Origin of the sequence: Pseudomonas sp. 273 (assembly GCF_029201425.1) — a bacterium.
In the GTDB taxonomy this organism is placed as follows: Bacteria; Pseudomonadota; Gammaproteobacteria; order Pseudomonadales; family Pseudomonadaceae; genus Pseudomonas; species Pseudomonas delhiensis.
In genome coordinates this window covers 7,280,596-7,292,762 of the sequence record NZ_CP116775.1, presented here as the reverse complement: position 1 = coordinate 7,292,762, position 12,167 = coordinate 7,280,596, and the positions used below count along the sequence as shown (strand labels likewise).

The 12,167-nt window shown below is 69.2% G+C and carries 9 protein-coding genes; 7 read left to right on the top strand and 2 right to left on the bottom strand.

Translation table 11 applies throughout. The annotated features are described in order from the left end of the window. The first annotated feature begins 228 nt into the window (after positions 1-228). The 7 genes from PKO50_RS33305 to PKO50_RS33275 all read left to right on the top strand — a co-directional run bounded on the left by PKO50_RS33305 (position 229) and on the right by PKO50_RS33275 (position 10,280). A complete protein-coding gene (locus PKO50_RS33305) occupies positions 229-1,971 on the top strand; it encodes a potassium/proton antiporter (RefSeq protein ID WP_109934124.1) in 1,743 nt (580 codons plus the stop codon). A gap of 92 nt (positions 1,972-2,063) precedes the next feature. Continuing rightward, positions 2,064-5,435 carry a mechanosensitive channel MscK gene (gene mscK, locus PKO50_RS33300; RefSeq protein WP_275628381.1) on the top strand — a complete coding sequence of 1,124 codons (3,372 nt, stop codon included), beginning with the start codon at positions 2,064-2,066 and terminating at the stop codon, positions 5,433-5,435. Positions 5,436-5,498: 63 nt separating this feature from the next. Next, positions 5,499-6,959, top strand: coding sequence for a protein adenylyltransferase SelO (gene selO, locus PKO50_RS33295; RefSeq protein ID WP_275630562.1), 1,461 nt, complete (start codon positions 5,499-5,501; stop codon positions 6,957-6,959). Between the two features lie 122 nt (positions 6,960-7,081). Further along, positions 7,082-8,359 (top strand): bifunctional O-acetylhomoserine aminocarboxypropyltransferase/cysteine synthase, encoded by a 1,278-nt coding sequence (locus PKO50_RS33290; RefSeq protein WP_275628380.1) that lies wholly within the window; start codon positions 7,082-7,084, stop codon positions 8,357-8,359. A gap of 52 nt (positions 8,360-8,411) precedes the next feature. After that, positions 8,412-8,846, top strand: a complete 435-nt coding sequence (trxC, locus tag PKO50_RS33285) for a thioredoxin TrxC (RefSeq protein ID WP_275628379.1) — start codon at positions 8,412-8,414, stop codon at positions 8,844-8,846. A gap of 104 nt (positions 8,847-8,950) precedes the next feature. After that, positions 8,951-9,394, top strand: coding sequence for a YiiD C-terminal domain-containing protein (locus PKO50_RS33280; protein ID WP_089389921.1), 444 nt, complete (start codon positions 8,951-8,953; stop codon positions 9,392-9,394). Positions 9,395-9,470: 76 nt separating this feature from the next. Further along, positions 9,471-10,280, top strand: coding sequence for a universal stress protein (locus tag PKO50_RS33275; RefSeq protein ID WP_275628378.1), 810 nt, complete (start codon positions 9,471-9,473; stop codon positions 10,278-10,280). A 65-nt stretch (positions 10,281-10,345) separates the two neighbouring features. Here PKO50_RS33275 and PKO50_RS33270 read toward each other — a convergent pair whose 3' ends face one another. Continuing rightward, positions 10,346-11,113, bottom strand: coding sequence for a ParA family protein (locus PKO50_RS33270; RefSeq protein WP_089389919.1), 768 nt, complete (start codon positions 11,111-11,113; stop codon positions 10,346-10,348). Between the two features lie 86 nt (positions 11,114-11,199). Next, positions 11,200-12,093, bottom strand: a complete 894-nt coding sequence (locus PKO50_RS33265) for a LysR family transcriptional regulator (RefSeq protein ID WP_275628377.1) — start codon at positions 12,091-12,093, stop codon at positions 11,200-11,202. Between the last annotated feature and the right edge of the window lie 74 nt (positions 12,094-12,167).

Sequence of the window (12,167 nt, the reverse complement as noted above, 5' to 3'; positions counted from 1 at the left end):
TGCGCGGGAAGCCAGGTGTCATCCTGGAACCTTCGGCGGTTCGCGAGCAAGCTCGCTCCTACAGGGGGATCCGGCATCGGTGAAAGGCCCCTGAAAGCTCGCTGAAAGACGCCGCAATTAGCCTTTGACAGCCTTGCAAATCCGCAGGTTAGAATCCCTTGGCATGCGGCCTGCATCCGTTCCGTCAGCGCCGCCACTCCCCCTCGCCCCGCCAGGAGCCACGACACCTTGGATGCCGTCTCGATCAACACCTATTTCCTGGTCGGTGCGGTGCTGGTGGGCATGAGCATCCTGGTCAGCTCGCTGTCCTCGCGCCTGGGCATCCCGATCCTGGTCATCTTCCTCGCCGTGGGCATGGTCGCCGGCACCGACGGGCCCGGCGGCATCGGCTTCTCCAACTACCCCATGGCCTACCTGGTGGGCAACCTGGCGCTGGCGGTGATCCTCCTCGACGGCGGCCTGCGCACCCGCGTGGCGAGTTTCCGCGTGGCGCTCTGGCCGGCGCTGTCGCTGGCCACGGTGGGGGTGCTGATCACCGCCGGGCTCACCGGCGTGGCCGCCGCCTGGCTGTTCAAGCTGAGCTGGATGGAGGGCCTGCTGATCGGCGCCATCGTCGGCTCCACCGACGCCGCGGCGGTGTTCTCGCTGCTCGGCGGCAAGGGCCTGAACGAGCGGGTCACCGCCAGCCTGGAGATCGAGTCGGGCAGCAACGACCCCATGGCGGTGTTCCTCACCGTCACCCTGATCGACATGCTCGCCCACGGCCAGAGCGAGCTGAGCTGGAGCTTCTTCGCCCACTTCCTGCGCGAGTTCGGCATCGGCGCCGTGCTCGGCCTGGGCGGCGGCTGGCTGCTGCTGCAGGTGATCAACCGCATGCAGCTGGCCAGCGGCCTCTACCCGCTGCTGGCGATCAGCGGCGGCCTGCTGATCTTCGCCCTGGCCAACGCCGTGCACGGCAGCGGCATCCTGGCCATCTACCTGTGCGGCCTGGTGCTGGGCAACCAGCCGATCCGCTCGCGCCACGGCATCCTGCACATGCTCGACGGCATGGCCTGGCTGGCGCAGATCGGCATGTTCCTGGTCCTCGGCCTGCTGGTCACGCCCCATGACCTCTGGCCCATCGCCCTGCCGGCCCTGGGCCTGGCGCTGTGGATGATCCTCTTCGCCCGGCCGCTGTCGGTGCTGGTGGGCCTGGCGCCGTTCCGCGCCTTCCATGGCCGCGAGAAGGCCTTCATCGCCTGGGTCGGCCTGCGCGGCGCGGTGCCGATCATCCTCGCGGTGTTCCCGCTGATGGCCGGCCTGCCCAATGCCCAGCTGTTCTTCAACGTGGCCTTCTTCATCGTGCTGATCTCGCTGCTGGTGCAGGGCACCAGCCTGCCCTGGGCGGCCAAGCTGCTGCGCGTGGTGGTGCCGCCGGACCCGGCGCCGATCTCCCGCGCCGGCCTGGAAGTGCACCCGACCAGCGAATGGGAGCTGTTCGTCTACCACCTGAGCAAGGAAAAGTGGTGCATAGGCGCGGCCCTGCGCGAGCTGAAGATGCCCGAGGGCACCCGCATCGCCGCGCTGTTCCGCGGCACCCAGCTGCTGCACCCCTCCGGCAGCACCATCCTCGAGGCCGACGACATCCTCTGCGTGATCGGCCACGAGCACGACCTGTCGGCCCTCGGCAAGCTGTTCAGCCAGGCCCCGGACCGCGGCCTGGGCGCGCGCTTCTTCGGCGACTTCGTGCTGGAGGGCGACGCCCAGCTCTCCGCGGTGGCCTCGCTCTACGGCCTCAAGCTCGACGGCGTCGACGGCGAGCAGAACCTCGGCCGCTTCATCGCCCAGCAGATCGGCGGCCAGGCGATCATCGGCGACCAGGTGGAGTGGAACGGCCTGACCTGGACCGTGGCCGCCCTGGACGGGAACAAGATCCGCAAGGTGGGGGTCAAATTCCCCGAAGGTCGCCCGGGCCCCGGGCTGTTCCTCTGAACCTGCCGAACGCCTGGTGGCGCCGCTCCCTCTTGCTGGCGCCGCCGGGCACACCTACCCTCACTGCAACTTATCGATAGCCGCCCGCGACCATGCCATTCCCGCTGCGCAACCTGCTCGCCGCCGTCCTGCTCGGCGGCTGCCTCGCCGTGCTCCCCGTGCACGCCGAGGACACCAACCAGCCACCGTCCGCCGACGCCGTCCAGCAGAGCCTCGACAGCCTGGCCGATCGCAAGCTCGCCGACGCCGATGCCAAGGTCACCAAGGCCAGCCTGGAGCGCACCCTCAAGCTGCTCGGCGCCCGCGACGACAGCGAGAAGCAGTTGGCCGAGCTCAAGGCCAGCCTGGCCGACGCGCCCCGGCAGATCCTGGAGAACCAGCGCAGCCTGGCGCGCCTGAAGGGCAGCAGCGAGAAGCCGGCGACCCAGCGCTACGCCGGGGAGAACGTCAGCCGCCTGGAAATGCTGCTCAACGACCGCTCCACCCAGCTGGCCGACTGGCAGAAGCAGCTGACCGACGCGAAGAGCCAGTACATCACCGCGCAGACCCGCCCGGAACGCGCCCAGTCCGATATCAGCAGCGCCCAGTCGCGCCTGCTGGAGATCGGCAACATCCTCAAGGCCGGCAAGGAGACCGGCAAGGCGCTGGCCCCCGAGCGGCGCAACGAGCTGCTCGCCGAACAGGCCGCGCTCAACGCGCAGATCCAGCTGCTGCGCCAGCAGCTGGCCGGCAACAACCTGCTGCAGGACCTGGCCAGCAGCCAGCAGGACCTGCTCGGCGAACAGGTGGCCCGCGCCGAGCGCGAGACTCTCGAACTGCAGACCATGATCAGCGGCATGCGCCGCGAGCAGTCGGAGAAGACCGTCGCCGAACTGGCCCGCGACGGCAGCCAGGGCACCGGCAGCGACAGCCTGCTGAGCCAGGAGAGCGCCGAGAACCTGCGCCTGTCCGACTACCTGCTGCGCACCACCGACCGCCTCAACGAGCTGACCCGCCGCAACCTCGAGGCCAAGCAGCACCTGGACAGCCTGACCCAGCTCGACCAGACCCTCGACCAGCAGATCAACGTGCTGCGCGGCAGCCTGCTGCTGTCCAAGGTGCTCTACCAGCAGAAGCAGTCGCTGCCGAAGATCAAGACCGACCAGGAGCTGGCCGACGAGATCGCCGACCTGCGCCTGTACCAGTTCGAGCTGAACCAGAAGCGCGACGAACTGGCCAACCCGCAGCTGTACATCGACAACCTGCTCGCCCAGCAGCCCCAGGAAGCCGTCACCGCGCAGCTGCGCAAGGACCTGGCGAACCTGGTGGACACCCGCGGCGAGCTGATGGAGCGCCTCAACCACGAGCTCAACGCGGTGCTCAACGAGGCCATCACCCTGCAGCTGAACCAGAAGCAGCTCAAGGACACCAGCGACAACCTGCGCGCCACCCTCGACGAGCAGATGTTCTGGATCCCCAGCAACCGCCCGCTGGACCTGTCCTGGTTCAAGATGACCCCGGTGCTGCTGCAGCACCAGCTCTCCGAGGTGCCCTGGGGCTCGGCGGTGGTCGAGGTGGGCGAGGGCCTGGTGGACCGCCCGCTGCTGTTCCTGCCGCTGCTGCTGCTGATCGCCGGGCTGCTGTGGAAGCGCCGCTACCTCTACGACAAGCTCGCCTCGATCAACGACGACATCGGCCACTTCAAGCGCGACAGCCAGGCGCACACCCCGCTGGCCCTGCTGCTGGCGGTGCTGCTGGCGCTGCCCGGGACCCTGACCCTGGCCATCGCCGGCCTGGCCCTGATGCTCGACGCCCGCGGGCAGAACGCCACCCTGGGCGCCGCGCTGCTGCAGATGGCCGAGGTCTGGCTGGTGTTCTACACCGCGCACCGCATCCTCAGCCCCGGCGGCATCGCCGAGCGGCACTTCCACTGGAGCCAGGCCCAGATGCGCTTCAGCAGCAAGCTGATCCGCCGCCTCGGCGTGGTGGTGATGGCCCTGGCCGCGGTGGTCACCGTGGCCGAGCGCCAGCCCGGCAGCCTGGCCGATGACGTGATCGGCATCGCCGTGGTGCTCACCGGCTTCGCGGTGATGACCTGGCTGATGGCGCGCATGCTCTTCGCCAGCCCCAGCACCAGCCGGCCGTCGGCGGTGAAGATGATCGTCGGCGCGCTCTTCACCGCGCTGCCGGTGCTGCTCTTCGTCGCCGTCTGCTTCGGCTACTACTACACCGCCCTGCGCCTGAGCGACCGGCTGATCGACACCCTGTTCCTGCTGATGGTCTGGGTGGTGATCGAGGCCACCTTCGTCCGCGGCCTCAGCGTGGCGGCGCGGCGCCTGGCCTACCAGCGCGCCCAGGCCAAGCGGCAGAACCCGCCGAAGGAAGGCGTCGACGGCGGCGAGACCGCGGAAGAACCGACCCTGGGCATCGAGCAGATCAACGAACAGTCCCTGCGCCTGATCCGCCTGGGCCTGCTGATCGGCTTCGTGGTGGCGCTGTACTGGGTGTGGGCCGACCTGATCAGCGTCGCCGCCTACCTGGACAACGTCACCCTCTACCAGTACACCGGCGGCACCGGCGACAGCGCCACCAACCTGCCGATCAGCCTCGGCGACGTGCTCATGGCGCTGGTCATCGCCGCAGTGACCATGGCCCTGGCGCGCAACCTGCCGGGCCTGCTGGAAGTGCTGGTGCTGCAGCGCCTGACCCTGGCCCAGGGCAGTGCCTACGCCATCACCACCCTGCTGTCATACGCCATCAGCGGCGTCGGCATCGTCAGCGCGCTGTCCACCCTGGGGGTGAGCTGGGACAAGCTGCAGTGGCTGGTGGCGGCCCTCTCGGTGGGCCTGGGCTTCGGCCTGCAGGCGATCTTCTCCAACTTCGTCTCCGGCCTGATCATCCTCTTCGAGCGCCCGGTGCGCATCGGCGACACCGTGACCATCGGCAACCTGTCCGGCACCGTCAGCCGCATCCGCATCCGCGCCACCACCATCACCGACTTCGACCGCAAGGAAATCATCGTCCCCAACCAGACCTTCATCACCGGGCAACTGATCAACTGGTCGCTGAGCGACACCGTGACCCGCGTGACCATCAAGATCGGCCTGGCCTACGAGACCGACCTGGCCCTGGCGCGCAAGCTCATGCTCGAGGCCGCGCGGGCCAACCCGCGGGTGCTCACCGACCCGGCGCCGTCGCTGTACTTCCTGGCCATCAGCGCCAGCACCTTCGACTACGAGCTGCGCTTCCACGTGCGCGAGCTGGGCGACCGCAACCCGGCGGTGGACGAACTGCTCACCGCCATCGCCCTGAGCTTCCGCGAGCACGGCGTGGACATGGCCTTCAACCAGCTGGACGTGTTCGTCAAGAACGGCGAGGGCAAGGAAATCCACCTGGCGCAGAACGTCACCCAGCTGCCCCTGGCGCTGCCCGGGGCGCCGGTGAAGGACCAGGACCCGCCGCTGCCGCCCGGCAGCAAGCCCTGAGTCTGGACGGCTCCGGACAAGTCCGAGCACAATGCTCGGACTTACCGGAGCCGCCTTGTGACCGTGAAAAAGCTCGACGAACTGACCTTCGACAACCGCTTCGCCCGCCTGGGCGACGCCTTCTCCACCGAAGTCCTGCCCGACCCCATCGCCGAGCCGCGCCTGGTGGTGGCCAGCCCCGCAGCGATGGCGCTGCTCGACCTCGACCCGGCGGTAGCCGGGGAGCCGGTGTTCGCCGAAATCTTCTCCGGGCACAAGCTCTGGTCCGAGGCCGAGCCGCGGGCCATGGTCTACTCCGGCCACCAGTTCGGCGCCTACAACCCGCGCCTGGGCGACGGCCGCGGCCTGCTGCTGGGCGAGGTGGTCAACGACGCCGGCGAGCACTGGGACCTGCACCTGAAAGGCGCCGGGCAGACGCCCTACTCGCGCATGGGCGACGGCCGCGCAGTGCTGCGCAGCTCCATCCGCGAATTCCTCGCCAGCGAATACCTGCACGCCCTGGGCATCCCCACCAGCCGCGCGCTCTGCGTCACCGGCTCGGCCACCCCGGTGTGGCGCGAGCAGAAGGAAAGCGCCGCCATGCTGCTGCGCCTGGCCCCCAGCCACGTGCGCTTCGGCCACTTCGAGTACTTCTACTACACCCAGCAGCACGACAAGCTGAAGGAACTGGGCGAGTTCGTCCTGGCCAACCACTTCCCCGACTGCCTGGCGCAGGAGCGGCCCTATGCCGCGTTCTTCCGCGAAGTGGTGGAAAGCAACGCCGGACTCATCGCCCACTGGCAGGCCTACGGCTTCTGCCACGGGGTGATGAACACCGACAACATGTCGATCCTCGGCATCACCTTCGACTACGGCCCCTACGCCTTCCTCGACGACTTCGACGCCAGGCACATCTGCAACCACTCCGACGACGCCGGGCGCTACAGCTTCAACAACCAGGTGCCCATCGCCCACTGGAACCTGGCGGCCCTGGCCCAGGCGCTGACGCCTTTCGTCGAGGTGGACGAGCTGCGCGAGGCCCTTGGCCTGTTCCTGCCGCTGTACCAGGCCCACTACCTGGACCTGATGCGGCGCCGCCTGGGTTTCACCACGGCCGAGGACGGCGACCTGGAGCTGCTGCAGCGCCTGCTGCAGGCCATGCAGAGCGGCGCGGTGGACTACAGCCTGTTCTTCCGCCGGCTCGGCGAGCAGGCGCCGGAGGCGGCGCTGGCGGTGGTCCGCGAGGACTTCGTCGACCTCGCCGGCTTCGACGCCTGGGCCGCCGACTACCGCGCCCGCGCCGAACGCGAGGGCGGCAGCCAGGATGAACGCCGCGCCCGCATGCACGCGGTGAACCCGCTGTACGTGCTGCGCAACTACCTGGCCCAGGAAGCCATCGCCGCCGCGGAACAGGGCGACTACTCGGTGGTGCGCGAGCTGCATGAAACCCTCAGCCGGCCCTTCGAGGAACAGCCCGGGCGCGAGGCCTTCACCCGCCGCCCGCCGGACTGGGGCCGCCACCTGGAGATCAGCTGTTCCTCCTGAGCGGTTATAAGCTCAGCGAAAAGCGATCTAGCGGCGCCCGCCGGGCATTGCTCCGGGTCATTGACCGCGGGCGGGGCCGCTCGCATCCTCGGGCCTTTCTGCCCACCAAGGATGCACGCACGATGAAACTGGAAACCCTGGCCATCCACGCCGGCTACAGCCCCGACCCGACCACCAAGGCGGTGGCCGTGCCGATCTACCAGACCACCTCCTACGCCTTCGACGACACCCAGCACGGCGCCGACCTGTTCGACCTCAAGGTGGCCGGCAACATCTACACGCGCATCATGAACCCCACCAACGACGTGCTGGAGCAGCGCGTCGCCGCCCTGGAAGGCGGCGTGGGCGCGCTGGCCGTGGCCTCGGGCATGGCCGCCATCACCTATGCCATCCAGACCCTGGCCGAGGCCGGCGACAACATCGTCTCGGTGGCCAAGCTCTACGGCGGCACCTACAACCTGCTGGCCCACACCCTGCCGCGCTTCGGCATCCAGACGCGCTTCGCCCCCCACGACGACGTGGCCGCCCTGGAAGCGCTGATCGACGAGCGCACCAAGGCGGTGTTCTGCGAGTCCATCGGCAACCCGGCGGGCAACATCGTCGACCTCCAGGCCCTGGCCGACGCCGCGCACCGCCACGGCGTGCCGCTGATCGTCGACAACACCGTGGCCACGCCCATCCTCTGCCGCCCCTTCGAGCACGGCGCGGACATCGTGGTGCACTCGCTGACCAAGTACATCGGCGGCCACGGCACCAGCATCGGCGGCATCGTGGTCGACTCCGGCAAGTTCCCCTGGGCGCAGCACAAGGACCGCTTCCCGCTGCTCAATACCCCGGACCCGTCCTACCACGGCGTGACCTATACCGAGGCCTTCGGCCCGGCCGCGTTCATCGGCCGCTGCCGCGTGGTGCCGCTGCGCAACACCGGCGCGGCGCTGTCACCGTTCAACGCCTTCCTCATCCTCCAGGGCCTGGAGACCCTCGCCCTGCGCATGGAGCGCCACTGCGAGAACGCCCTGAAGGTCGCCCACTACCTGGAGCAGCACCCGCAGGTGGCCTGGGTGAAGTACGCCGGCCTGCCCGACCACCCCGAGCACGCCCTGGCTAGGCGCTACATGGAGGGCAAGCCGGCGGCCATCCTGTCCTTCGGCATCCAGGGCGGCGCCGAGGCCGGCGCGCGCTTCATCGACGCGCTGAAGCTGGTGGTGCGCCTGGTCAACATCGGCGACGCCAAGTCCCTGGCCTGCCACCCGGCCAGCACCACCCACCGCCAGCTCAACGCCGAGGAACTGGCCCGCGCCGGAGTGAGCCAGGACATGGTGCGGCTGTCCATCGGCATCGAGCACAGCGACGACATCATCGCCGACCTCGCACAGGCCCTGGCCGCCGCCGCAGCTTGATATCCGCCGGGCGCGGCTCCAGATTGGGGAAATCACCCGCTGGAGCCGCGCCATGTCCGACCCCCTGCTGATTCCCTGCCCGTATTGCGGCGGGCTCAACCGCCTGCCGGCCGCGCGCCTGGGCGACCACCCGCGCTGCGGCCGCTGCAAGGGCGATGTGCTGCCGGGCAAGCCCTTCGCCGTCGACGAGGCCGGCTTCGCCGCCCAGCTCAAGGGCGACCTGCCGCTGCTGCTGGACGTCTGGGCCGACTGGTGCGGGCCGTGCAAGGCCTTCGCGCCGACCTTCGAGCAGGCCGCCGCGCGCCTCGCCGGGCGCTGCCGCCTGGCCAAGCTGGACAGCGAGGCCAACCAGCGCCTGGCCAGGCAGTTGGGCATTCGTTCCATCCCCAGCCTGATCCTGTTCAAGGGCGGCCGCGAAGTGGCGCGCCAGAGCGGCGCCCTGCCGCTGCCGCAACTGCTCGACTGGCTGGCCCGGCAGGGCCTGTGAGGCACCGCGACCGCTTCGGTCAGCGCGCCTGAGCGAAGCGGTCATTGCCCGCCACGGCAGGGCGGCTAGGCTTGCCTGAACAACACAAGAAACGGAGCCGCCCGATGTCCTTTCCCGTCGAATTCGTCCGCCAGATGACCGAAGAGCACATCGCCTTCGTCAAGCGCTGCGGACTCAAGGCCGAAATCCTCGAACGCGGCCACGTGCGCCTGTGCATGCCGCTGCACGGCAACGAGAACCACCTGGGCAACATGTACGCCGGCGCGCTCTTCACCCTCGCCGAGCTGCCCGGCGGCGTCATCACCCTGACCAGCTTCGACAGCCACCGCTTCTACCCCATCGTCAAGGAAGCCGGCCTGCGCTTCCGCCGCCCGGCGGCCAGCGACGTGCGGGTGGAGGCGCGCCTGGACGAGGCCGAGCTCCAGCGCATCGCCGAGGAAGCCACGCTCAACGGCAAGGCCGAGTACGTGCTGGAACTGCAACTCAAGGACATCCACGGCGAGGTAGTGGCCGAGAGCCGCGCCGTCTATCAGCTGCGCAGCCGTTGATCCGCGGCCCTTGCGCTGCGTCAACATGGGCGCGCGCAGCTGGGCCAGAGTGGTGGGACCGCCGGAGGATCCCACCATGCCCAAGCACATCCTGGTCGCCCACGATCTCAGCGTCGAAGCCGACGTCGCCGTGCGTCGCGCCGCGCAACTGGCCGCCGAACACGGCGCCCGCGTCAGCCTGCTGCACGTCATCGAACAACCCCTGGGCGCACCGCTGCTGGCCAAGGCCCGGCAGAGCGCCGTCGCCGCGCTGCAGGACAGCGCCCGCAGCGCTGGCCTGGCGGATTACCAGCCGCTGGTCGCCGAGGGCCGCCCGGCCAGCGTGATAGCCGCCACCGCGGCGGAGCTGCAGGCGGATCTGCTGGTCACCGGCACCCACCGCCAGGCGCTGGTGGAACGTTTCGACGGCACTACCCTGGAGCAGATCCTGCGCTGCAGCCGGGTGCCCGCGCTGCTGGTGGCCGACGCGCAGCTACGCCCCTACCGGCGGGCGCTCAGCGCCCTGGACTTCTCCGTCGGCGCCTGCCACGCCTGGCGCAGCGCCTGCGCCTGGCTGGCACCGGGCGGCGAACTGCTGGCCCTGCATGCCTACGACGCCGGCAACGACCCCGCGCGGCTGCGCGAGCGCCTGGACGAGCAGCGCGAACTGCTGGAGCAACTGATGCACGACGAGGGCCAGCAGGTGGGCGGCCCGCTGCCGCAGCTGGAGTGCCGGGTGAGTTCGATGGGGGTCCGCGAGGCGCTGGACCACAGCCTGGCCGACTGGCAGCCGCAGCTGCTGGTGCTTGGCAGCCGCGGCCGCGGCGCGCTGCAGCAGGCCCTGCTGGGCAGCACGGCGCGCTACTACCTGCGCCGGCCGCCTTGCGATTTGCTGGTTAGTGCTTGAAGAGCGGCTTCAGGCGGTAGGCGGTAGGCGGTAGGCGGTAGGCGGTAGGCGGTAGGCGGTAGGTGTCAGGCTTCGAGGAGGCCGTGCAGTTCGACGAACTGTTGCGTCAGTTTGTGGCGGGGGTCGAGGTAGATCAGGGGGGTGCAGGCCTGGTGGGATTCGCGCATTTTCACTGAGCTCATCAGGTAGACGGGCAGCACCGGCATTTCCTCTTCCACCAGTTCGTCGAGCAGTTGCTGCGGCAGGCTGGCGCGCGGCTGGAACTGGTTGACCACTATGCCTTCCACCTCCAGGTCCTCGTTGTGGTCTTCCTTCAGCTCCTCGATCTCGCGCAGCAGGCCGTACAGCGCCTGGCGGGAGAAGCTGTCGCAGTCGAAGGGGATCAGGCAGCGGTCGGCGGCGATCAGCGCGGAAACGGTGTAGAAGTTCAGCGCCGGCGGGGTGTCCAGGTAGATGCGGTCGTAGTCCTCGGCCAGCTCGTCGAGCAGTTTGCGCAGCTTGTTGATCTTGTGCTTGGCCTCGAGCTTGGGCTGCAGGTCGGCCAGCTCGGCGGTGGCGGTGACCACGTGGAGGTTGTCGAACGGCGTCTCGTAGATGTCCACCTTGCCCTTGCGGGCGAAGGGGCCGCTGGCCAGCGTCTGCTTGAAGAAGTCGGCGATGCCCATGGGCACGTCCTCGCCGGTCAGGCCGGTGAGGTAGTGGGTGGAGTTGCCCTGGGCGTCCAGGTCCACCAGCAGCGTGCGGTAGCCCTCGGCGGCGCTCACGGCGGCCAGGTTGCAGGCAATGCTCGACTTGCCGACCCCGCCCTTCTGATTGAAAACCACGCGACGCATGAGCACCCCTCCAAGCCGTTCAAGTGACACCGGATTCTATGCAATGCCCATGACGAGGGCGAGCACTTGCGCATGCCGCCGGGCGGCTAGGCCGCCGCGCCGCGGGTGACCAGCTCGATGAAGGCGAGCGCCGCCGGCGAGCTTTCGCTGCGCCGCCGCACCAGCCATACCGAACTGGTCGCGCCGGGGTCCAGCAGGGTGCGGTAGACCACCCCGTCCACCCGCGTGCGGCGGAACGAGCCGGGTAGCATGGACACGCCCAGGCCCGCCGCCACCAGGCCGATGATGGTCATGGCCTCGCCGGCCTCCTGGCTGATGCGCGGGGTGAAGCCGGCCTGCCGCGCCAGCGCCTGCAACTGGTCGTAGAGGCCGGTGCCGTAGCTGCGCGGGAAGAACACGAAGGGCTCGTCGGCCAGCGCCGCCAGCTCCAGGCCTTCCAGCGATTCGCGGGCCAGCGGGTGGTCGGCGCGCAGCACCGCCACCAGCGGCTCGCTGAACAGCTCCACCGCCTCCAGCGAGGCCGGCAGCTGGAAGGAGCGGATCACCCCGACCTGCAGGCGCTCTTCCTGCAGCGCCTCGACGATCTGCCGGCTGCTCATCTCCTGCAGGTCCAGGTGCACCTCGGGGTAGGCCTGGCGGAAGGCGTGGATGCTGCGCGGGATGGCCGAGGTGAAGGGCGCCGAGGCGGTGAAGCCGATGCGCAGCTCGCCCAGTTCGCCCTGGTGCGCACGGCGCGCCAGCAGCACCGCGCGGTCGACCTGGGCGAGCACCTGGCGGGCTTCGTCGAGGAACAGCCGGCCCGCCTCGGTCAGCGCCACCCGGCGGTTGGTGCGCTCCAGCAGGCGCGCGCCTATCTCCTCCTCCAGCGCCTGGATCTGCTGGCTCAGCGGCGGCTGGGAGATACCCAGGGCCTCGGCGGCGCGGCCGAAATGCAGTTCTTCGGCGACGGCGATGAAGTAACGCAGGTGGCGCAGCTCCATGGGGCACCTCAATGATTCGAATTACATATCAAACGTGTCGATCAATATATTGGAAATAATAAAAGCCCTTCCCT